Genomic DNA, 23,001 nt, shown 5'->3' with positions numbered 1-23,001 from the left:
GTTCAGTGTAAAATGTACTTGGGTCATGTAACGTCCTCCTGGGTATGTTTTTGTGGTTAAAAACATTGTACCGTAAAAGGGCTGTTACATGGCCTTTTATCTTTTACACAATTATATGGACTTTATCAATCAAATGGCCACATTTTTTAGTTATAAATTACAAAATGGCGAAAAATATTGGGGATTTGAAACTTATTTAGGAAAAGATCCCAAGACTGGAAAAGATATACGTACAAAGCGTAGAAGATTCAAATCAAAAGCTGAGGCACAAATAGCACTTAATAGACTACTTGTAGACTTTAAAGAAAAACAAGAGTTTAAAATCAATGTTACAACTTTTCAAGAGTTATATGAATTATGGATTGATAACTACAGAACGAGAGTAAAACCATCTTCCGTTGCCGTTGCTCAACGTTTTTGCAAGAACCATATATTACCTGCTTTTGGGGAATTACGATTGGATAAAATAAGTGTTAGTTATTGTCAAAAACAGGTTAATGAATGGCACAAAACATTAAAACAATATGGTTTCTTGAGAAAAACAACTGCTCAAATATTTAAATTTGGAGTAGCAATGGAAGTCTGTAAAGATAATCCTATGTCTAAAACATTGCTTCCAAGAAAAATTGAAGAAGAACAACCCTTGAAGTTTTATACGAAAGATCAATTACAACTATTTTTAAAGAATACTAAAGAAAATAATTCAGTTAAACTGTACACTTTTTTCCGTTTATTAGCTTATACAGGAATGCGTAAAAGCGAGGCATTGGCGCTTCAATGGGAAGATATAGACTATTTCAATAAAACAATAACAATTGGTAAAACTATCGCTCAAGACGAGTTTAATCAAGTAGTTCTACAAGTACCTAAAACTAAAAATTCATCAAGAACGATTCAGCTTGATGATTTTACACTTAAACAACTGCGTATTTGGCAACAAGAACAAATGAAAATAATGATCTTATATGGCTATAACACGAATTCACCAAAGCAGTTTCTTTTCACTACAAACACAAACAAGCTGTACTACCCCCAAGTAGTAAACGATTGGTTAGACTGGATTTACAAAAAGACACCGATGGAGCCTCAAATTACTCCACATGGATTTAGGCATACCCACTGTAGCTTATTGTTTGAAAGTGGTGCGTCGATAAAAGAAGTACAAGAACGATTAGGTCACAAAGATATTAAAACTACCATGAATATCTATGCTCATGTCACACCACAATCTATTAAGAAAACAGGTGACCGATTTGCAAAATTTATGGGCGAATAATTCCAAACGTAGCCAAAAACGTAGCCAACTATTAAAATGCAAATAAAAAAATGCTCGAAACGCTTTAATATCAACGTTTCGAGCAATGAAATAGTTATTATCCAACAGACCCTTCCATCTCATAACTGATCAATCGGTTGAGTTCGACTGCATATTCCATTGGAAGTTCTTTGGTGAATGGTTCAACAAAGCCCATGACGATCATTTCAGTTGCTTCAGATTCGGTCAGGCCTCGGCTCATCAGATAATAGAGTTGTTCTTCTGAGATTTTTGAGACTTTGGCTTCGTGTTCTAAAGAGACTTGGCTGTTGTGGATCTCATTAAATGGGATCGTATCGGATTTCGACCATTCGTCCATGATGATTGTGTCACATTCGATATGAGAGATCGAACCCGCACTGTTTTTGGCGAAGGTTACTTGTCCTCGATAGTTTACTTCGCCGCCGTCTTTTGAGATTGATTTAGAGACGATAGAGCTAGATGTATTTGGTGCATTATGGATCATTTTTGCACCCGTATCTTGGATTTGGTTTGCTCCTGCAAAGGCGATGGAGAGCATGGTGCCTCGTGCGCCTTTTCCATCTAAGTAAACACTTGGGTATTTCATCGTTGTTTTTGCACCTAGGTTTCCGTCGATCCATTCAACGGTTGCGCCTTCGTATGCTTTTGCTCGTTTGGTTACTAAGTTGTACACATTGTCTGACCAGTTTTGGATCGTTGTATAACGGCAATACGCATCTTTTCTTGTAAAGATTTCTACGATGGCGGCATGCAGGCTGTTACTTGAATAAGTAGGTGCCGTACAACCTTCGACATAGTGGATGCTTGCTCCTTCGTCAACGATGATCAGCGTACGTTCGAATTGTCCCGTGTTTTCCGCATTGATCCGGAAGTAAGTTTGTAATGGAACATCGACTTTGACGCCTTTTGGCACGTAAATAAAGGTGCCACCTGACCATACGGCTGAATTCAGCGCTGCTAATTTGTTGTCAGTTGGCGGTACAAGTTTTGAAAAGTACTCTTTGAATAATTCAGGGTATTCTTTCAAAGCAGAGTCAGTGTCAGTAAAGACGATTCCTAACTTTTCGAATTCATCTTTCATATTATGGTACACGACTTCTGATTCATATTGTGCGGAAGCACCGGCTAGATAAGCTCGTTCTGCTTCTGGGATACCAATCTTTTCAAATGTATCTTTGATTTTTTCTGGTACGTCTTCCCAGTCACGAGCGGGTTTGTCACTTGGTTTTTGGTAATATTTGATGGCATCGAAATCGATGTCTGAAAGGTCGGGGCCCCATGTTTGCATTGGCATTTTGTTAAATGTTTCTAGAGATTTCAGACGGAATTCAAGCATCCATTCTGGTTCGCCTTTGATTCTTGACATCTCACGGATCACTTCTTCTGTCAAGCCTTCTCCTGTACTGAAAACCGGTTCGACATCATCGTGAAACCCGAATTTATATTCTTCTAATTCTGGTACGCCCATGTTCTCACTCCTCTTCCTTGTGGTAATGATGGAAAGCTGCGGTACCATCGTTTTCCATTGCTTTTCCTAATGCTTTCCAGGCAAGTGTCGCACATTTGATCCGAGCTGGAAATTTAGCTACACCACCAAGCATAGCAGCATCGCCTAATTGGTCGGGATCTTTGACTTCTTTTCCTTGGACAAGCTGTAGAAAGTCTACAGTTAAATGTTCTGCTTCTTCTATTGATTTTCCGATGACGGCGTCTGTCATCATCGAGGCACTTGCCGTACTGATGGAGCAGCCACTGCCGTCAAAGGCGATATTTTTGATGATTCCGTCTTTTACATCGACTTGCAATTCGATCACATCTCCACATGTGGGGTTGTTCAATTCGATCTTACTTGTCGAGTCAGTCAAGCTTCCACGATGATGCGGATGGGAAGAATGATCCAAGATCACTTGACGGTATAAATTGTCTAATTTAGATAGTCCCATGCTGGAAAAACTCCTTTGTTGCCATGATTGCTTCAACTAAACGGTCGGCGTCTTGCGTTGTGTTGTAGAAATAAAAGCTCGCGCGAGCAGTCGCTGATACTTCAAGGTACTTCAATAGCGGTTGCGCACAATGATGACCTGCTCTGACGGCTACCCCTTCCATGTCTAAAGCTGTCGCGACATCATGGGGATGTAACCCATCCAAATTGAATGCAACGACTCCTGTCCGAAAATTCGGGTCTTGTGGACCATAAACAGTCAATCCATCAATTGCTTGTAATTTTGGCAACACATAAGCGGCTAGTTCTTCTTCATATCGATGGATATTATCCATGCCGAGTTCTTGCAAATAATCGATTGCATGGCCTAATGCGATAGCGCCGGCGATATTTGGTGTCCCTGCTTCGAATTTCCAAGGTAGTTCTTTCCATGTACTGTCGTATAATTCGACAAAATCGATCATTTCGCCACCAAATTCAACAGGTTCCATTTCTTCTAACCATTTTCGTTTACCATATAAAACACCAATACCTGTTGGTCCGCACATTTTGTGTCCGCTGAAAGCAAAGAAATCACAGTCTAGTGCTTGGACATCAATGGCCATGTGCGGGACAGATTGAGCACCATCTACTACGATGACCCCGCCGTTTTCATGGACAAGTTCAGCTAATTCTTGAACAGGATTGATGACACCTAAGACATTGGATACATGAGCAATGGAGACGATTTTGGTTTTGTCCGTAATCTTTTTCGCTGCATCCTCCATATCCAGGAAGCCTTCTTCTGTTAGTTCGATATATTTCAAGACAGCACCTGTTCGTTTTGCCAACTGCTGCCACGGGATAACATTAGAATGATGTTCCATGTAAGAGAGCACTATCTCGTCTCCTGCTTTGATATAGCGGTCGCCGAAGCTTCTGGCTACCCAATTCAAGCTTGTCGTCGTACCACGAGTAAACAGCACTTCTGCTGTTTCTTTTGCATGGATGAACGCCCGTACTTTTTCTCTTGCTTGTTCATAATCATGGGTCGCGCGTTCTGCTAACGTATGGACACCGCGATGAACATTGGCGTTATCGTGTTCGTAATAGTGCGCTAATGCCTGGAGTACTTGTTTTGGCTTTTGGGTCGTCGCTGCATTATCCAGATAAACTAAAGGTTCATCATTGACGTCTTGAAATAAGATAGGAAAATCATTGCGTAGCTTTTTAGCATCGATCATCCATTCAACTTCCCTTCGATTACTTCGACTAATTCTTTCCGAACTTGTTCTACAGGGATTGCTGTTAAGACAGAACCGAGGAATCCTCGAATCACTAAGCGCTCTGCTTCTTCTTTATGCAATCCTCGACTCATCAGATAGTACATTTCTTCTGGATCAACTCGTCCTACACTGGCAGCATGTCCAGCAGTTACTTCGTTTTCATCGATCAAAAGAATAGGATTCGCATCACCACGTGCTTTATCAGAAAGCATCAAGACACGACTTTCTTGTTGGGCATCTGCACCTTTTGCCCCTTTCAAGATGTGGCCGATACCGTTAAAGGTCAATGTTCCTTTTTCTCGGATCACTCCGTGTTGCAAAATATGCCCGATCGTATGAGGGGCTTTATTGGTTACTCGCGTATCGATTCCTTGGATTTGTCTGCCCGAGCTGATTGCCACGATTTTGACTTCTGCGTGTGCACCTTCTCCTGCTAAATCTGAGTCAAAGTCAGCGATCACATGACCGTCATTCATGACACCAATTGCCCAGTCGACAGAAGCATCTCGTAAAATGTGCCCACGGCGATTCATATAAGAAGTAATATTTTCTCCTAATTGATCTACGGCTGAATATTTGATTTTTGAACCAGCTTTAGCGATGACTTCCACGATGATATTACCTGATGATTTTGCTACTTGTTCTTTGGTTGTCTGGAAACGTTCCAGATAAGAAAATTCACTATGTTCATCTGCCACGATCAACACATGCTTGAAGAAGTGCTCATCGGATGCGCCATCTTGAATGAATAAGGACTCGAGTGGTTCATCGATCACGACATTTTTAGGTACATACAGGAAAATACCGCTGTTCATAAAAGCTACATGGAGTGCAGTCAATTGGTCTTCGTTCATGTTTACTGCTTTTTTCATATAATATTCTTGGACTAGTTCTGGATATTCGATCATTGCAGTGAACAAGTCGGTAAAAATGACTCCTTTTTCTGCTAATTCCACAGGCAGTTGTTCAAAAATCGTCCATGAACCTTGTTGGACAAGCACAGGATTGTCTTTCATTGCATCAAATGCCGGAATCGTGCCTGTTTCACTGATGGTTTGTGTTTCTTTCACATCAAATAACGACCAGCGATGGAATTTCACCCGATCGATATGCGGCAATGGCAGTTCATCTGCTTTCGCTAGTGCGTCTTGACGGAAGGTTCTCATCCAATCAGGTTCGCCTTTACTTAAAGAAAAATCATTTACCGCGTCAAGATAATCGAGCCAGTTTTTTTCTTTCATTCTTGCTCCCCCTTACGCTTCTTCTTCTTTATAGTCGATTCCTAATTCTTTACTGATACCAGCGTAGCCTTCTGCTTCCAGACGTTTAGCTAGGTCAGCATTCCCTGTCATGACTATTCGGCCTTCCATCATGATGTGAACGACATCAGGTGTGATATAGTTCAATAATCGTTGATAGTGGGTGATGATCAATGCACCGAAATTGTCTCCGCGCATTTCATTTACTCCTTTAGCAACGACTTTCAAAGCATCGATATCCAGACCTGAATCGATTTCGTCTAAAATTGCAAATGTTGGTTCTAACATCAACAATTGCAGGATCTCATTCCGTTTCTTTTCTCCGCCAGAAAAACCTTCGTTCAGATAACGTTCAGCCATTTCTTCTGGCATATTTAGTAAAGCCATTTTTTCATCTAACTTTTTCAAAAATGCCATAACAGAAATTTTGTCGTTTTCATCACGTTTCGCATTGATCGCTGCACGCATGAATTCCGCATTCGTGATACCTGGTATCTCACTTGGATATTGCATAGCTAAAAATAAGCCAAGTCGCGCACGTTCATCTACTTCCAAGTCTAAAACATTTTTCCCGTCAAACAAAATTTCGCCTTCTGTTACTTCATAGTTTGGATTGCCCATGATAGCGGCAGATAAGGTAGATTTTCCTGTGCCGTTAGGTCCCATGATGGCATGGATTTCTCCGGTTTTCATTGTTAGGTTTACACCTTTAAGGATTTCTTTTTCCTCGATCGACACATGTAGATTTTTTATTTCTAAGACAGACATGCATTATACCCCCAAATTCTCTTTCGTTCTCACTCATTTTAGACTAATTGAGAATGAAGCGCAATGACCTTCCTTACTAAAATCAAATATCTTTTATTTATTATTAAACAATTTTGATTTCTAAATTAGAATAGGTATAAAAAAGATGAGAAATAAGCCATTGCAGACTTATTTCTCATCTTTTTTGTTCCATACCTTATTTTGCATCAGCCTTTACTGGTTTAACAGAGCCGCCCCATTTGTCTGTGATCCATTCTTGGACTTCTTTGCGGTGAAGCACTTCAATCAGTTTTTTGATTTTGTCACTGTCTTCATCACCTTTACGAGTCGCAATAATATTCACGTAAGGAGAGTTGTCCTTTTCAAGCAATACGGCATCTTCTAATGGATTCAACCCTGCGCCGTAAGCGAAGTTTGCGTTGATTGCAACTAGGTCACCTTCATCATTTTGGTACGTAGAAGCTAAAAGTGATGGGTCGATCGTATGGTTGAACTTCAAGTTCTTAGGGTTTTCTTCAATATCATCGAATGTTGCTGTTTCCAGATCTACTCCATCTTTGACTTTGACTAAGCCAGCATCTTGTAGAATTGTGATGATGCGTCCCCAGTCTGATTCAGAATTTGAAGTAATGATTGTTGCACCATCTTTTAATTCGGAAACATCTTTGACTTTTTTAGAGTACAAGCCCATTGGTTCGATGTGGACAGCACCGGCATTGACAAAGTCATATCCTTTTTCTTTGATTTCTTTGTTCAAATAAGGAATATGCTGGAAGTAATTGGCATCAATGTCGCCTTCTTCCAAAGATTGGTTCGGTAATACATAGTCATCGAATTTGACGATTTCAAGATCGATTCCTTCATCTTTCAATAATGGTTTCACATGTTCCAAAATCTCTGCGTGCGGTGTCGGTGAAGCGCCGACTTTCAATGTCGTGTCGTCTGCTTTATTTGCTGAATCTTTGCTGTCGCTGTTGTTACCGCATGCTGCTAATCCTACAGTCAGCAAAAGCGCTGCTGCAAATCCAAAAATTTTCTTTTTCATATCCTACATCCCCCTATATCCTATTATCTTTTGTCTGTTTTCTTAGTTAAGAAATCACCGATTCCTTGAACGATAAATACGATTAGTAAAATAATTAAAGTCGCAACGAATGTCACTGTCAGATTACCACGCTGGTAGCCTTCCTGCCAAGCAAGACCTCCAAGTCCACCTGCGCCGATCGCGCCGGCCATCGCAGTAAATCCGATCATCGAGATCGTTGTAACTGTTAATCCAGAAATCAATGCGGGAATACTTTCAGGTATCAAGACCTTCCAGATGATTTCCCAGTAACTTGCTCCCATTGCATCTGCTGCTTCCAGTACACCAGGGCTGACTTCACGAAAAGCAATCTCTACTAGACGGGCATAAAATGGTGCTGCGGATAAAACAAGAGCTGGAATGGCTGCTTGCGCACCTAGCATAGTGCCTACGATTGCTTTAGTAAATGGAATGATCAAAACCATCAGGATCATAAATGGCGTTGACCGGAAAATATTACTGATGATCGATACGATTCCATAAATGATTCGAGCATACGGTTTGTTTTTGCGTCCAATAGAGTAAAGGATCAATCCCAAAACTAATCCGATGATCGTCACTAAGACCATTGAGATTAATGTCATATATAGTGTATCAAGGATAGCCTGATTCATCGTTTCCGGGTTGATTTGTTTAAAATCTAGATATGTTTCTGAAAAGCTTTTATCCACGATGGATCACCTCAATTCCTACTCCTTGTTCTTTGATGAACACTTCTGCTTGATCTAATTCTTTGGTTTCACCAGTCATCAAGACAGTCAATGAACCAAAGGAACCTTCTTTCACTTGTTTGATCTTTCCATACACAACGTTGACATCGATGTTATAGCGTCGAATCGCTTGGGAAATGACTGGCTCGTTGGCATTTCTTTCGCTAAAGGTCAAAGTTGCCAAACGGCCGCTTGGATTTTCTTTGATGAGTTCAGCTAATAGTTCTGTCGAATCAGCTTCTGGTTCGATGTCTTGTTGTACAAAGCGTTTGGTTACTTCTTTTTTCGGTTGTCTGAAGACAGTCAATACGTCTCCTTCTTCTACGACTTTCCCCAACTCCATCACAGCGACTTTGTTGCAGATTTTGCGGATCACATTCATTTCATGTGTGATCAAGACGATGGTCAAATTCAATTTCTTATTGATCGCTAACAATAAGTCTAATACTTCTTCTGTTGTTTGCGGGTCCAATGCGCTAGTAGCCTCATCACAAAGCAGGATCTCAGGATCATTTGCCAATGCTCGTGCGATACCGACGCGTTGTTTCTGTCCGCCGGAAAGTTGTGAAGGATATGCTTGTCCGCGTCCTTCTAACCCGACTAAACGCAACAGTTCTTCTGCCCGTTCTTTACGTTTGCTCTTTGGTACGCCAGCTAATTCCAGCGGCAGCTGGATATTTTCAAGTACAGTTCTTGACCATAACAGGTTGAAATGCTGGAAGATCATACCGATTTTCTTTCGGAATGTACGTAATTCTTTGTTTTTTAATTTTGTAATATCTTGATCGTTTACGATCACTTCGCCGCTCGTGGGAAGCTCAAGTCCATTCAGGAGACGGACTAATGTACTTTTTCCTGCGCCAGAATAGCCGACGATTCCATAAATATCCCCTTTTTCAACGTTTAGTGAAACGTCATTGACGGCTTGGATGTTTCCGTTTTTCCCATTGAATGTCTTTTTGACATTCGTTAGTTGGATTAATGACATGCCATTCACATCTTTCTCTTATGATTTTTCAAACAAAAAAGCCTTCGCCCTCTTGCCTTAAGCAAAAGGACGAAAGCTTGAACTTCCGTGTTACCACCTTGATTTACCGTTACTTCGCAATAACAGCCTCTTCCAGTACTTGGACTTAGCTTCTTTCCGTATACTGTCGCGCTGTAACGGGCACTCCCGTAGTAAGTTTGCTTACGCTCGCTTACTCTGCTCTAAGACCATCTTCCATCTCATTTTCGTTACCCATTTTCAGCAAACAGGGCTCTCTTCAAACGTCCGTGACATGTACTCTTCTTTTCAAAGCTTTCTCGTTTCATATAGGATTGCTTATGATTATAGCAACTGGAAGAATCAGTGTCAACTTTTTTCAAGTGATTTTCTGATTTTATAATTCGTCAAATTCTTTTGGATCAACATCTTTGAAACTTAAGATCCACGCATTCATTTCATCTGAATCATTCAAGATATTGATATCTTCACCGATTTTATCATTAACAGAAGAAACTGTACCCGTTAGCGGGCTGGCAAATTCATTGACCGCTTTTTCCGCTTCAACTTCGATCAGAGGTTCATCTTTTTTTAGCGATTGTCCTGCTTTTGGCAGATTGGCAAACGTGATGTCTCCAAGTTCTTCTTGCGCTTCATTTGTCAAACCAACACAGTATTCTTTTCCATTAAATAAGATCCAAAGGTTGTCCTTTTTCTTCAAATGCTTGCCTGCCATTTTATATCAGTTCTCCTTCATAAATTTTTTCATTGAATCCAATTGCAACAAGCTGGTCCTCTCGTAAGATCAGTGGCCGCTTGATCAGCATACCATCTGTCGATAAGACTTGGCTCGCTTTTGAAGCCGTAAACTCGCCTACTTGATCTTTCAGTCCAAGTTCCCGATATTTCATCCCGCTTGTGTTGAACAGGCGACGGATTGGTACTTGACTCGTTTCTAGCCAAGTCTCAATCGTTGAGGCCTTCGGTACTTCTTTGATCATATCAACAGTTTGATAACTAACGCCATGCTGGTCTAACCACGCTTTGGCTTTTTTGCATGTTGAACATTTCGGGTACCAGTAAAAGGTGTACAATTTTCTTACCTCCTTGAAGATCTTGCAGGTGCTTCATTTTGGTATCTCATCGATAATATCAACCCGATACCGATCATGTTCCCTAAAATCGAAGATCCTCCCTGACTAATGAAAGGCAATGGGATCCCTGTTAAAGGAAGTAATCCGATATTTGCTCCAATATTCTCAAAGACATGGAACAGCAGCATCATGATCAAACCGCTTGCGATATAGGCGTAAAATTCATTATTCGTATCGAAACACACCCGAATCATACGATAGATTAAAATAAAATACAAGAAAATGACGAATGCACCACCGATAAAGCCGAAGTTTTCACCGATAACGGTAAAAATCATATCGGACTCACGAACAGGCACATAAATATTGCTTACGTTGAATCCTTTACCAAACAAGCCACCGGTACCAATTGCCAAAAGTCCTTGGGCCGGCTGATAACTCATTCCTGACGTATCATGGAAAGGGTCCAGCCATGAATCAATACGTGCAAACTGATAAGATTTGAAGCCAACTTTGTAAAGCAAGTCTCTTCCGCCTTCAGTCGTAACCAAGAAGATCGTTCCTGCTCCAACGACTACTGCCAAAATTACTACAGGTGCGATGATGCGCCAAGAGATTCCAGACATCAAGAAAATCCCGCCAAAGATCGCAAGAAAGACAAGCATCGTTCCAAAGTCATCTTGGGCCATGATCAATGCTAAAACCGGTATTGTCACGATCAAGAGCTTCCCAATCAGCCAAAATTCCGATTTCATCGTCCGTTCTTTTACTTGCGTATTATGTTTAGTTACGATCAGTGCCATCATCAAGATGTACGCAATCTTCATCAACTCTGCTGGCTGGAAAGTAAACGCACCGAATCGAAACCAGTTTTTAGACCCTGTTGAAGCAGCTAAATTCTGATCATAGAATTTGAGCAAGAGTCCCATTACCACTAACCCCAAACCATAAAGGTAAGGAGTCAGTTTCCAGATCCATTTGGAATTCAAATGCATGATGACAACGATTGCTGCCGCTCCAACTAAATACCACACAACTTGCATACCTACGCCTTTCAAGACTGCTGGATTGTTCGGATCATGGCTAAGTGCTACATATAATGAGAGCAGACCAATCAAACATAACAGAAAGACTGGTAAAATCACGCCATAATCAATACGATTATCGTTCGAAGCTTTTAATTTTTTTTCCATGTTTCATCCCTTTTCTTAAAAACCATACTGCTGATTATTATAGCGGTCCAGTTAGATAATGGAAAGTCTTTCCATAGACATTTGGGAAAAATTAACTTTCCGTTTGTGCAGTTGCTTGAGCAAATGCAGTACAAAAGCCTACTGCTTATCTTTAGTGTATCATAGAACTTTTTTTGATACATGCAATTATCTACCAGCTGAGATTCTCCTCGCTGTGAGAAGTTTCTGTGCTTTCATTGTATCGAAGGATCTCTTCGGCAATCTCTAGCAGCTGATCAGAAACCAGATTGGTTCGTTGGATGAAATAAAAATATCGATGGAAATTCAACGGAGTCATTGGCACATTTTCTGGAACAGAGCGCTTAGACAAAATCGAGCGACCGATTCCTTCCTTCAGCAACGCAACAATTACATCGTTACTTTTCACGATCATCTTCTTATCTTGGATATTCATCTCTTCAAAATAACGCTGCGTGTAATGAAAAACACCAGAGTTTGCTTCTCTTACAAGCCACAATTTGCTTTTTGGGTCCCCAGCGATGACTAGCTGGTCTTCCATCAAAGAGTATCTTTGTACGCCGGAAGTCTCTAATGGCTTTTCGATAAAACCAAAATCGGATTCATGTTTCGCTACTTGTTCTAATGATTCATGAGAATTCGCGATTTCGATCTCAAAATGCACTTTAGGAAACCTTTTGATCAGATGTTTCATCAACTGAGGCAAAAGATAGACAGCAAAGGTGTGGGAAGCAACGATCCGACATACTTCTTCTTCATTTTGTTCATTGAGCAATTTTTGCTGAGTTTCTTCCCATTCTTCTAACAAAACCAGTGTCCGTTCATATAATAAGTCGGCTTGCTTAGTTGGAAGCATCTCTTTTCTTCCGTTACGTTGAAAAAGATCGATATTCAATTCCCGCTCCAACTGTTTGATTTGATTCGAGACTGCTGGTTGAGATAAAAACAGTACTTCTGCTGCTCTGGAAAAATTTCTTGTTTCATATACTGCTCGAAAAGTCGTTAATAACTTAAACATGGCACCACTTCCATAACTTTTTATGATAATTACTATAAAAACTATTTGATTTAAATATACAAAAAACCATCTATAATAGAAATGTACAACAAAACAGTTGCTGATCCAACTAGTAACTTAGATGAAGACAATCAGCTGTCTGCTTGCTCGTAATCATACATTCCTATTCATTTTACAATGTATTCGTTCATCTTGGTACTAAAATCTATTAAATAAAAAGGAGAATATTATATATGAAGAACTTTTTGAAAATTATTCCGATCCCGATCTGCGGGTTGATCCTTGGGTTAGCTTCCCTTGGAAATTTGTTTAAAGACTATCACCATGTTGCTTTAGGCAATCTAACTGGCGGTATCTCTATGATTCTTATGATATTCATTTTTGTTAAATTGTTTATCTTATTCGAACACACGAAACAAACGTTGCATGATCCAATCATCGCCTCCGTTTCACCAACTTTTACGATGTCACTCATGGTTATTTGTACTTATTTTGTTTCATATGAAAGTATTGCACCAATTGTCAAATTCATTTGGCTGTGCGCTGTTATCTTCCAAGTGATCCTTGTCTTTTATTTCAATTATCACCATGTTATCAAAGCTGATCTTTCAATTGAAGCAATTTATCCAAGCTGGTTTATCATTTACGTTGGATTTGGGGTCATCACTGTAACTGCCGGGAACTTCTTCCCACTTATTGGAAAAATTTTCTTTTGGATTTCATTGATCTGCTATGCGTTCTTATTGCCGATCATCATCAAACGTGTCTTTTTCGTAAGAAATATGGCTCATCCGACACGTCCGCTGATTACGATCGTTGCAGCGCCTGGTTCTCTTTGCCTAACAGGTTATCTTAAAAACTTTGCTGAACCTAATTTTTATCTTGTCGTAGCATTGTTCGCTTTATCTCAAGTATTGTATTTCGTTGTGCTGTCTATGCTTCCACGTTTGTTCAAGCTTCGTTTTTATCCAAGCTATGCAGCCTTTACATTCCCGCTTGTTATCTCTGCAACAGCTATATTTACTACTGTTCATTACTTCAACAGTTTAGGTATCTATAGTAGCGTATTGGATTTCTTAAAAGTTGCGGAATGTCTGTTTGCAAGTGTAGTTGTCTTCTACGTTCTTGCTCATTACGTACGTTTCTTAATTAAAGAACATAGCAAACATGGAAAATTTGTTTCTAAAAAAATCGCTTAATAATCGATTCAATAGGTTGTGAAAAAGCTGTTCTGCATCAAGTAATAAGAACGGCCAAACAAAAACAGCTGTTCATGTTTTTGTACTGGTTGGGCTTATTACCGCAGATGCAAGCTTTTGAACACCGTTTACCAAGAGGTCGTAAAAGAAGTGGTCAGCTTCAAGAAATAAGAAGGAATTTACGAAAATTGCTTCTCAAATTTTTGTGAAATTTCGGCTTATTTCCGAAGAAGCTACTTCTGGAACACCGTTTACCAAGAGGTCGTGAAAAAGCCGCTTAGTTTCGAGTATTAAGAAAAATTTTGTGAAAATGGCTTTCCACATTTTTGCATAAATTTGGCTTAATACCGAGAAACTGGCTTTTGAACACCGTTTATTCGAAACAAGAGGTCGTGACAAGACTTTTGTCACGACCTCTTGTTCTTTTGTCAAAATACTGGTTTAGTGCTACTATGTTCGAGTATGCTTTTAGTATTTATTGACGAAAGGAACCGATCAAATGAAATCATTGTCACATCCAATAAAATCTGTAAAGGATTCAGCGGTCCGCGAAATCTTACCCGGTTTACTGCTTTCTTTTTCCATCGCTGCCTTCAGCAGGCTTCTTGCTATTTATCTGCCACAGTTAGGTGGAGCGACTATTGCTATTTTATTGGGTATTTTATTAGGAAATACTTTTTTTAAACAGCCTGTTCTAGCAATCGGCACAAAATTTGCTGAAAGCAAACTATTAGAATTCTCTGTTTTTTTACTAGGTGCAACTGTCACAGCTCAAACGATTGCTCAAATTGGTATAAAAGGAATTGTTTTTGTGTTACTGCAAATGTCAGTCACTATCATCGGTGCTTACTTGATTGGTAAAAAACTGCAATTCAGCGATACTTCTTCTTTGATGATGGCTGGAGGAAACGCTGTTTGTGGTTCTTCTGCTATTGCTTCGATCGCCCCTTCCATCCATGCGAAAGAGGAAGAAAAAGGACAGATCATCACACTAGTCAATCTACTGGGTACTGTGATGATGTTGACTCTCCCTTTTCTTGGATTACAGTTGTTTGGTGGAAATCTCATTGAAAAAAGTGCACTTTTGGGTGGTACACTCCAATCTGTTGGTCAAGTAGTCGCTGGGGCAAGCTTACTTGACAATTCTGTTGTCGAATTCGCCATGCTATTTAAGATTCTACGTATTATGATGCTCGTTGTTGTTGTCTATCTGTTTGAAAAATTCATGCACAAGAAACAACCAGCTCTGTTTGAAACGCCAACTGATACGCAGAAAAAACGAAAATTACCACTTCCTTGGTATGTATTAGGGTTTGTGATCTTTTGTTTGGTCAACAGCTTGTTTTCTTTACCTGTAGTTATTGACCAATCGGCACATTTTATCAGCAGCTGGTTTGAGATCACTGCTTTAGCGGCAATTGGTCTGCGTTTAGACTTTGCAAAATTCATGAAAGAAGGTACACGCTTCTTATCTTATGGATTAGCTGTCGGGCTTCTCCAAACAGTGATGGCTTTACTATTTATTTGGCTGATCAAAGTTTAGAATGAACATGAAAAAACAGTTGTGATTCTCGCATGGAACAATGTCCGAATCACAACTGTTTTTAATTTTGCAGATATCCTTCTAACAACAACAATTGGCGTTTGATTTCAACCCCATCTATTGCGTTTCCCATATATCCTGTCAGTTTTCCATTTTGCCCGATCACTCGATGACAAGGAATAACGATTGGCAATGGATTGGTTCGATTTGCCTGCCCAATCGCTCGCACAGCTTTCGGACTATCAACAGCAACAGCTACTTCTTTATACGTTCGGATTTCTCCATAAGGAATGGTCGACAAAGCTTTCCAGACATTTTGCTGAAAAGGCGTACCTCTCTTTATAGATAAAGGAACATCAAATTCTTTTCTTTTTCCCGCAAAATATTCTTCAAACTGTTCTTGTGTGCGCGTTAAAATTTGCTGATTCGCTGATTCGCTTTCTGAAATTGGCTGAAAAGATACAGCAGTCAATCCGGATTCATCTGCATCTAACCATAAAAAGCCGATAGGTGTGTGTATTTTCATTTTGTTTGCTCCTAGTCAATAGACTGGAACTTCCTCCTTTTTCTCTATCCAAAACTACTTGCCAACTAATAAAAATTGTTCTTAAAAGTTTGATAAACCGAGGAAACATGGTAAACTAAATACGTTAGTTTACAAAAAGAATACCTGTTCTTTTACGTAAAATCAAATTTTAAAGGTGTTATTTAAGGTTTATTAAATTTTGAATGTAAACCATATATAAACATACGATTGAAAGGATAGAAACGATGAAAGTATCAATTGTTGTCCCATGTTTTAATGAAGAAAAAACTGTTCCTCTTTTTTTTGATGAGGTTGAAAAATTCAAAGGTGCCCATGAGTTCGAATATTTGTTTATTGACGACGGATCAAAAGACGGTACGTTAGCAGCAATCAAGAAGCTAGCCTCAGCTTATCCTTATGTCCGCTTTGTCTCATTTTCCAGAAATTTTGGGAAAGAAGCGGCTCTGTACGCTGGATTGCAAGCTTCTACAGGAGATTTAGTGACCGTGATGGATGTTGATCTGCAAGATCCGCCCGAACTGCTTCCTGAGATGATCAACCGGATCACTACTTCTGATATCGATTGTGTCGGCACCCGGCGTTCGACTCGTGAAGGCGAGCCTGCGATACGCAGTTTCTTTGCGAAAAAATTCTACCAGTTGATCAATAAAATCAGCGATACAGAAATGGTCGATGGCGCTCGTGATTTCCGCTTGATGACTCGTCAAATGGTGGATGCCGTCCTAGAATTAACAGAATACAACCGATTTTCAAAAGGATTATTTAGCTGGGTCGGATTTAAAACAGAATATATTTCTTATGAAAACCGCGAACGTGTGGCTGGCGAAACATCTTGGTCCTTCTGGAAATTATTCAACTACTCGATTGATGGTATCGTGAACTTCTCGGATGCACCGTTAACGATTGCTTCATTTATCGGCGCTTTGTCTTGTGTCGGTTCTGGTATTGCAATTTTGTTCATTATTTTGCGGGCATTGTTGTTTGGTGATCCTACATCAGGATGGCCTTCCATGGTCTCGATCTTCCTGTTCATTGGTGGAATCCAATTGTTATGTCTTGGAATCATCGGGAAATATATCGGGAAAATCTTCTTAGAAACGAAACAGCGTCCTGTTTATATCATAAGAGAAACAGAAAAAGTGAAGCCAAATGAATTGAAGCCTCACCAATAATATACGTCAAATGAAGTAAACATTTTTTTAAATGAAAAAGGACTGTGACAAAAGTCTTGTCACAGTCCTTTTTTCCGAATAAATGGTGTTCCAGAAGTAGCTTCTTCGAAAATAAGCCGAAATTTCACAAAAATTTGAGAAGCAATTTTCGTAAATTCCTTCTTATTTCTTGAAGCTGACCACTTCTATCACAACCTCTTTCATATCTTATTACTTCTTCATTGCTGCTTTTAGTGCTGCTGCTAATGGGCTTTCTTCTGGTTCTTCTGCTTGTGCATATTTTTTCAGCAAGCGTCGTTCTTCATGTTTGGTCATTTTCTTCTTCTGCTCTTTTTTATCAAGCATTTTTTCTGTCGTTCCATCGTATTTACAACGGAAATAAGCACCGTTTTTACCTTCGATGATTTCCATTTTCCGGTGACATTGCGGGCATCGATGATTAGAGACTTTTGGATCTTTTCTTCTGCGGTAGTTGCAATCTGAATTGGTGCAGACATAGATTTTGCCGTCACGTGTGTTTTTCTCGCGCAGATTGGCCCCACATTCTGGGCATTTCTTTTGGGTAATCGAGAAATCTTGATATTCTTGTTTGCTTGATTTGATCTCATTCACCAAGCGTTTTGTTTCTTTTTCGATTCCATTCAAGAAGGTTCCTGCTTGTTTCTTTCCTGCAGCAATAGCTTCAAGGTCTTTTTCCCAGCTTTCTGTCAAATCTGGTGTTACTAAAGAGGGATTTACCAATACTAATAATTGCTTACCTTTAGGAGATACTTGCAGTCCTTGAGGGGTACGTTCCATCAGTTCAGATTTGATTAGTTTCTCGATAATCTCTGCACGCGTAGCTGGGGTTCCCAGACTGTATTTTTCCATTTGACCAAGCAAGCTTGCTTCTGACAATGGTTTAGGCGGTGCAGATAGTTCTTTTTTGATGGTGAAATCGGGATTGATTCTCATTCCTTTTTCCCATTTGACTGTTTCCGTCTCAGTTTCAGTTTCGCCTTTCCATCCTGCTTGGACGACACGATTTTGCCGAAAAATGAATCGTTCTTTACCAAATTCAACCGTAACTTTTGTTTGGCTGACTTTATGGGGTTGAGCAAACAGTCCTAAAAAACGAGAGACAATCATTTGATAGATTTTTTGCTCTTCATTACTTAATTTTTCATAACGTGCTCTGTTTTCAGTTGGCAAAAGTGCATGGTGATCGGTCACTTTACTGTCTTGGAATACTTTTGTCTGTTGGACGATGGCTCCGTTTTTCAAATACTGCTTGACCTCAGGAGCAAAGTCGCTGACTGCTTGCAATCGTTCTTTCATCGTACTTTTCATGTCATTTGTCAGATATTTGCTGTCTGTACGCGGATAAGTAACGATCTTATGGGTCTCATACAAACTTTGTACAAGACTTAATGTTTTCTTTGCAGAATAGCCATAGCGTTGATTGGCTTCTCTTTGGATCTCTGTTAAATCATAAGGCAATGGCGCAGATTCCGTTTTTAATTTTTCTTGGACTTCTGTGACAGTTCCTTTGCTTGTACTGATCAATTGAACAAGTTTTTGTGCTTCTTCTTGTGTTTTTAAAGCAAATTGATTTTTTTGAAGCATTTTGGCTTGTTCTTTTCCAGCTTGCAACGTGATCGTGAAATACGTTTGTGGACGGAACTGCTCGATTTTCTTTTCTTGGTCTCTCACTAATGCTAGTGTCGGTGTCTGCACACGGCCTGCTGATAAATTATCCGCGTACTTCACAGTTAAGGCTCTGGTCACATTCAATCCTACCAGCCAGTCCGCTTTTGCCCGGGCAAGAGCAGATTCATACAATGCATCATATTCTTTCGCAGGTCTTAGTTGCTTGAATCCAGTTTTGATTGCTTTATCTGTTTGAGAAGAGATCCATAACCGCTTCACTGATTTATTGAAATGCACATACTCTAAGATCCAGCGAGCAACAAGTTCCCCTTCTCTTCCGGCATCTGTCGCAATGACTGCTTCTGAGACATCTTTTCGCTGAGCCAGCTGCTTGATTGCTTTTAATTGATGTCCTGTTTTAGGAAGTGGTTTGATTCCTAGTTTTTTAGGGATCATTGGCAACGTGTCCATTTGCCAGCTCTGCCATTCCTTATTCAGATCTTCCGGCATTTTCAATCCTAATAAATGACCAAGGGCCCAAGTGACGATCACCTTGGGTCCTTCATAATAATTTTTGTGCTTTTGATTAGCACCAAGCACCTTGCTTAGGTCTTTCGCAACGCTTGGTTTTTCCGCTAGAATTAGTTGTTTCATAAAATTCCTTTCTGCTTTCTACTGTGATGGGCTGATGATTTTTCAACAACGCAAGTCCCTTGTATTGCTGTAAATCATCGTCACACTCTTCACACCAGCGCTCATCTCCGTCATTCCAAAAGGCGCTGAGAAAGTTACTTTTTGCATTGATATATTCATAATTTTGATGGATTTCGTTCCATTGTTTTTCGTACGCTTGTCGTGCTTCTTCGAAAGACTCGAATGTTTCTTCTGCTTCAATATCTTCTTCCCAGTCTTCAAAAAACCACCAAGGCTCATTGTCCCCGAACATGGTAATTACTTGATACATACTCGTGCTCCTTCTTTCAGCTTTTCTAGACTCATCTTAGTCACTTTTCAAGAAAGTTGCAAGAATTTTCTCTTATAAAAGGGTCATTTAATGAACATCTTAAAATTGTTACAAATGAATCTGATTGTTTAAGGCAAAGTAGCGATAAAGTCATTGATCATCCAAAAATAGCTGTCTTCTGGATCGATTATTGGTTCTTTTGTAAAGTATCCTAAAAAACGTAAGGAAAGATAACCGTGGATCATACTACGAAGTTCCCTGCTTCGATGAACTTTTTCTTCTTTCGTTAATTGAAAAGCCTCAAATATCTGCAAAATGATCTGATTCGTTTCATGGATTCCATCTAATAAAACAGCTTCATTGGTATGCGGTACACTGATCAGTAACTCATACACTGCTTGATTTGAAAAAGCAAAGGATCGATAAGTTTCTGCATAGATCTGCAGTGCTTCCTGACCACTTTTTCCCACAAGAGCCCGACGCAGCTGGTCATTAAGTTCCTGCAGAAGTTTTGCTGTTAACGCTGTTTTGACATCACGAATATTTTTGAAATGGTTATACAGCGAGGGAGCCTTGATATCCAAGCGTTTGGCTAAATGCTGAAAGGTTATTTGCTGAACATCCATCTCTTCTGCTAGTTCTCGAAAGCAGTCGATTATTTTCTCTTGAGACAGATTTCTTTTTTTCATCTCCATGTTTCCTCTCATAAAATAAATCCTTCACTCTTTCAGTTTACCACGAAAAAGAAAGAGAAAAAAGAGATTTTCATTGATAAACTACATATTGTAGTTTATAATAAAGAGCTGTAGATGAAAATTTTCAGAAAGAAGGAGTCTAATTGGCTGCAAGAATAAAGGAAAAATTATTTAGGAAAAGAGAAACTTGGGAACAAAACTTGTTTGTCTTATGGTTTGGAACATTTATGGCTGGTATCGGATTTAGTTTAGTCATGCCTTTTATGTCACTTTACATAGATACGTTAGGTAATTATAGTACGTCACAATTGAACTTTTGGAGCGGATTGACTTTTTCATCTACTTTCTTGGTGACTACGCTGATCTCTCCTTGGTGGGGAAAATTAGCCGACCAAAAAGGAAGAAAATTGATGCTGTTGCGTGCTTCATTAGGAATGGCAATCGTCATTTCTTTGATGGGTTGCGTGACTAGTGTGTATCAATTAGTCGCATTGCGTCTGCTTCAAGGGATTTTTTCTGGTTATATCAGTAATGCCACTGCCCTTGTCGCAACTGGGACGCCAAAAGAAAAAAGTGGTCAAGTTCTTGGAACCTTAGCAACTGGTTCTGTTACAGGAACATTACTTGGACCGCTTCTTGGCGGGATCTCTGCTTCAGCGTTTGGCTATCGCCCTACCTTTTTCATTACAGGGATCATCTTATTTTTCGTCTTCTTGTTGAGTCTGTTTTTCGTCCATGAAAAATTTGTCCCAGTGAAAAAAGAAAACATGGTTTCTGCCAAACAGATTTTCAAAGACTTGAAATATCCACACGTCGTCATCGGTATGTTCGTCACAACGATGATCATCCAAGCATCCAACAATTCCATTAGTCCAATCATCAGTCTGTACATTCGTCAATTGCTGCATGGACATGGGAATGTTACGTTGATCAGCGGAATCATCGCTTCGATACCTGGGATTGCCACTTTGATAGCCGCTCCAAGATTTGGTCGCTTAGGTGACAAGATTGGGAGTGAAAGAATACTTGCGATTGGTTTGGGTTTTGCGATTCTGGTTTATATCCCAATGGCATTCGTCACGAATGTTTGGCAATTAGCTGCCTTACGTTTTTTGATTGGTATCTCTGATGCTTGTCTGCTCCCTGCTGTCCAAGCATTGATCACAAAATATTCGCCTCATCAAGCTGCTGGACGGATCTTCAGTTATAACCAATCTTTCCAAGCAACTGGTAACGTAGTAGGGCCTATGATCGGCTCCAGTGTTTCCAGTGCATTTGGTTATCGTGGCGTTTTTCTTTCGACTTCTCTTCTTGTTTTGGTCAACTTCTTGCTTGTACGACACAATACACAAGAGATCCATCAGCAAGAAACTGCAGAAGAAAAAGCTTCAGGAGTCTCCATATCTTCAGGGCACTCTCCTTCTCATAGACAATAAGCGTAAATGAAAAACACTGCTTGAACAGTTGTCACAGACTGTCCTTGCAGTGTTTTTGTTTAGGCCTGTTTTTTCAAGAACTCAGATAAGAGGAATAATCCCTTTTCCAAGGTTTCTTTTTTACAACAGTAACCTAGTCGGGCATGCTTCGGTAAATCAAAGGCACTTCCTGGTACTAATAGTACTCCTGTTTCTTCTAATAAATTGATACAAAATGTCTGGTCATCTTCTTCGATGGCTAATTTAATGAAAGAAGTAGAGACGTAATTGGGAGCGACAAGTTCAACTTTCGGTTCATTGGCTACCCATTGTTTTAAAATCATAAGGTTCTCTGTAATGATCTTTTTGTTTCGCTCCAATATTTTTTCTTTATTCTTCAATGCATGTACAGCAAGATCATCTGACAGGACTCCGCCGCAAATCATCGTGTAGTCTCGATACTTTCGAAAAACTTCTGCCAACTCAGGTCCAGTAGCTGTCCAGCCAATACGAATACCTGGAATGGAGTAGGTCTTGGATAAGGAATTGGTTGCTATACCTTTTTCATAGACATCTACGATCGACAAGAATTCACCTTTATCCGTTAAAGGCGCATATACTTCATCTATCAATACATATGCATCTACTGTACGAGCAATTTCTGCGATTTTTTCTAAAGTTTTCCGATCTAGCAATGTGCCTGTAGGATTGTTTGCACTATTCAAACAGATGATTTTTGTTTCAGGTTTGACTAAGGCTTCTAGCTGTTCTAAATCAAACTGCCAATCTTCTTCTTCCTTCAAATGAACAAAGTCAACAGCGGCACCTAAAGATTGGGGGATGTCATATAATTGCTGATAAGTAGGAAGCATCGAAACAACATGGTCTCCTGCTTCCACTAACGCGTATAGAGCTAAAAGATTAGCACCAGTCGCTCCATTCGTTTGTAAGATGTTTTCCGGATCGACGGTTTGATAAAGAGAAGCGACTTCTTGTTTGAAAACATCTGATCCTTCGATCCAGCCATAGTCCAATGGTTCGTTTTTGCGTTTTTCGAAAAATTCACTTACGCTAGTCCCATCTAAGCCAACGAGTTCGTCTAATGTCAATGCTTCGATCGAACTTTGTGCAATATCATATACCGCTTTCTTTTCCCATTTATTTAGCCATTCTTCTACACCGAAATTTGCGATTTCCATGTTTC

At 39.8% G+C, this 23,001-nt stretch carries 22 protein-coding genes and 1 other annotated feature; of the genes, 5 read left to right on the top strand and 17 right to left on the bottom strand.

Annotation, left to right across the window (positions count from 1 at the left end; translation table 11 throughout):
* Nucleotides 1–133: 133 nt before the first annotated feature.
* Complete coding sequence (locus tag OZ002_RS09195) at nt 134–1,276, top strand: tyrosine-type recombinase/integrase (RefSeq protein WP_002295169.1); 1,143 nt, start codon at nt 134–136, stop codon at nt 1,274–1,276.
* 97 nt (nt 1,277–1,373) lie between these two features.
* Here the strand turns inward: OZ002_RS09195 and sufB are convergent, their stop codons facing one another.
* The 12 genes from sufB to OZ002_RS09135 form a co-directional block, all read right to left on the bottom strand.
* The gene (sufB, locus tag OZ002_RS09190; protein WP_002287686.1) at nt 1,374–2,765 is read right to left on the bottom strand and encodes a Fe-S cluster assembly protein SufB; all 1,392 of its coding nucleotides are present in this window, start codon (nt 2,763–2,765) and stop codon (nt 1,374–1,376) included.
* A gap of 4 nt (nt 2,766–2,769) precedes the next feature.
* Nucleotides 2,770–3,240, bottom strand: a complete 471-nt coding sequence (sufU, locus tag OZ002_RS09185) for a Fe-S cluster assembly sulfur transfer protein SufU (protein WP_002287684.1) — start codon at nt 3,238–3,240, stop codon at nt 2,770–2,772.
* Complete coding sequence (locus OZ002_RS09180; protein ID WP_002306036.1) at nt 3,227–4,462, bottom strand: cysteine desulfurase; 1,236 nt, start codon at nt 4,460–4,462, stop codon at nt 3,227–3,229. The genes sufU and OZ002_RS09180 overlap by 14 nt, the downstream gene beginning before the upstream one ends.
* Nucleotides 4,459–5,745, bottom strand: coding sequence for a Fe-S cluster assembly protein SufD (sufD, locus tag OZ002_RS09175; protein WP_002287681.1), 1,287 nt, complete (start codon nt 5,743–5,745; stop codon nt 4,459–4,461). The genes OZ002_RS09180 and sufD overlap by 4 nt, the downstream gene beginning before the upstream one ends.
* Nucleotides 5,746–5,757: 12 nt before the next feature.
* On the bottom strand, nt 5,758–6,531 hold the full coding sequence (sufC, locus tag OZ002_RS09170) for a Fe-S cluster assembly ATPase SufC (RefSeq protein WP_002306034.1): 774 nt from the start codon (nt 6,529–6,531) through the stop codon (nt 5,758–5,760).
* Between the two features lie 196 nt (nt 6,532–6,727).
* The gene (locus OZ002_RS09165; protein ID WP_002287678.1) at nt 6,728–7,576 is read right to left on the bottom strand and encodes a MetQ/NlpA family ABC transporter substrate-binding protein; all 849 of its coding nucleotides are present in this window, start codon (nt 7,574–7,576) and stop codon (nt 6,728–6,730) included.
* A gap of 23 nt (nt 7,577–7,599) precedes the next feature.
* Entirely contained in the window at nt 7,600–8,286 is a 687-nt protein-coding gene (locus OZ002_RS09160) for a methionine ABC transporter permease (protein WP_002287674.1), read from the bottom strand.
* Complete coding sequence (locus OZ002_RS09155) at nt 8,279–9,313, bottom strand: methionine ABC transporter ATP-binding protein (protein ID WP_002304234.1); 1,035 nt, start codon at nt 9,311–9,313, stop codon at nt 8,279–8,281. Before OZ002_RS09155 ends, OZ002_RS09160 begins: the two co-directional genes overlap by 8 nt.
* A 62-nt stretch (nt 9,314–9,375) precedes the next feature.
* Nucleotides 9,376–9,632 (bottom strand) — a binding site (T-box leader).
* Between the two features lie 75 nt (nt 9,633–9,707).
* The gene (locus OZ002_RS09150; protein ID WP_002291179.1) at nt 9,708–10,046 is read right to left on the bottom strand and encodes a glycine cleavage system protein H; all 339 of its coding nucleotides are present in this window, start codon (nt 10,044–10,046) and stop codon (nt 9,708–9,710) included.
* A gap of 1 nt (nt 10,047) precedes the next feature.
* Nucleotides 10,048–10,404: an arsenate reductase family protein gene (locus OZ002_RS09145; RefSeq protein ID WP_002295166.1), complete on the bottom strand. Its 357-nt coding sequence runs from the start codon at nt 10,402–10,404 to the stop codon at nt 10,048–10,050.
* A gap of 5 nt (nt 10,405–10,409) precedes the next feature.
* Nucleotides 10,410–11,597: an FtsW/RodA/SpoVE family cell cycle protein gene (locus OZ002_RS09140; protein WP_125179218.1), complete on the bottom strand. Its 1,188-nt coding sequence runs from the start codon at nt 11,595–11,597 to the stop codon at nt 10,410–10,412.
* A gap of 190 nt (nt 11,598–11,787) precedes the next feature.
* Nucleotides 11,788–12,633: a LysR family transcriptional regulator gene (locus OZ002_RS09135; protein WP_002291186.1), complete on the bottom strand. Its 846-nt coding sequence runs from the start codon at nt 12,631–12,633 to the stop codon at nt 11,788–11,790.
* A 233-nt stretch (nt 12,634–12,866) separates the two neighbouring features.
* Between OZ002_RS09135 and OZ002_RS09130 the strand changes: the two genes are divergently transcribed.
* Together OZ002_RS09130 and OZ002_RS09125 are read left to right on the top strand one after the other, a co-directional pair.
* Nucleotides 12,867–13,832: a TDT family transporter gene (locus tag OZ002_RS09130; protein ID WP_002291188.1), complete on the top strand. Its 966-nt coding sequence runs from the start codon at nt 12,867–12,869 to the stop codon at nt 13,830–13,832.
* A 499-nt stretch (nt 13,833–14,331) separates the two neighbouring features.
* On the top strand, nt 14,332–15,375 hold the full coding sequence (locus OZ002_RS09125) for a YeiH family protein (protein ID WP_123840176.1): 1,044 nt from the start codon (nt 14,332–14,334) through the stop codon (nt 15,373–15,375).
* 61 nt (nt 15,376–15,436) lie between these two features.
* On the opposite strand, the gene OZ002_RS09120 is transcribed toward OZ002_RS09125, so the two are convergent.
* Nucleotides 15,437–15,901, bottom strand: coding sequence for a methylated-DNA--[protein]-cysteine S-methyltransferase (locus OZ002_RS09120; protein WP_002298278.1), 465 nt, complete (start codon nt 15,899–15,901; stop codon nt 15,437–15,439).
* Nucleotides 15,902–16,146: 245 nt separating this feature from the next.
* Between OZ002_RS09120 and OZ002_RS09115 the strand changes: the two genes are divergently transcribed.
* Nucleotides 16,147–17,094 carry a glycosyltransferase family 2 protein gene (locus OZ002_RS09115; protein WP_002289773.1) on the top strand — a complete coding sequence of 316 codons (948 nt, stop codon included), beginning with the start codon at nt 16,147–16,149 and terminating at the stop codon, nt 17,092–17,094.
* 210 nt (nt 17,095–17,304) lie between these two features.
* On the opposite strand, the gene OZ002_RS09110 is transcribed toward OZ002_RS09115, so the two are convergent.
* The 3 genes from OZ002_RS09110 to OZ002_RS09100 all read right to left on the bottom strand — a co-directional run bounded on the left by OZ002_RS09110 (nt 17,305) and on the right by OZ002_RS09100 (nt 20,376).
* Nucleotides 17,305–19,377, bottom strand: a complete 2,073-nt coding sequence (locus OZ002_RS09110; RefSeq protein WP_125179217.1) for a DNA topoisomerase III — start codon at nt 19,375–19,377, stop codon at nt 17,305–17,307.
* A complete protein-coding gene (locus OZ002_RS09105) occupies nt 19,310–19,687 on the bottom strand; it encodes a DUF1033 family protein (RefSeq protein ID WP_002306018.1) in 378 nt (125 codons plus the stop codon). Before OZ002_RS09105 ends, OZ002_RS09110 begins: the two co-directional genes overlap by 68 nt.
* 128 nt (nt 19,688–19,815) lie before the next feature.
* On the bottom strand, nt 19,816–20,376 hold the full coding sequence (locus tag OZ002_RS09100; protein WP_156249097.1) for a TetR/AcrR family transcriptional regulator: 561 nt from the start codon (nt 20,374–20,376) through the stop codon (nt 19,816–19,818).
* Between the two features lie 149 nt (nt 20,377–20,525).
* Here OZ002_RS09100 and OZ002_RS09095 point away from each other — a divergent pair, with 149 nt between their 5' ends.
* Nucleotides 20,526–21,818, top strand: a complete 1,293-nt coding sequence (locus tag OZ002_RS09095) for a multidrug efflux MFS transporter (protein WP_002325116.1) — start codon at nt 20,526–20,528, stop codon at nt 21,816–21,818.
* A gap of 59 nt (nt 21,819–21,877) precedes the next feature.
* Here the strand turns inward: OZ002_RS09095 and OZ002_RS09090 are convergent, their stop codons facing one another.
* Nucleotides 21,878–22,996 (bottom strand): aminotransferase, encoded by a 1,119-nt coding sequence (locus tag OZ002_RS09090; RefSeq protein WP_002331651.1) that lies wholly within the window; start codon nt 22,994–22,996, stop codon nt 21,878–21,880.
* Between the last annotated feature and the right edge of the window lie 5 nt (nt 22,997–23,001).

The organism is Enterococcus sp. E4-150, from assembly GCF_035726465.1.
GTDB classification, from domain to species: Bacteria; Bacillota; Bacilli; order Lactobacillales; family Enterococcaceae; genus Enterococcus_B; species Enterococcus_B faecium.
Note: the sequence above shows the minus strand (reverse complement) of the source record. Positions and strands in the feature narration are given on the sequence as shown.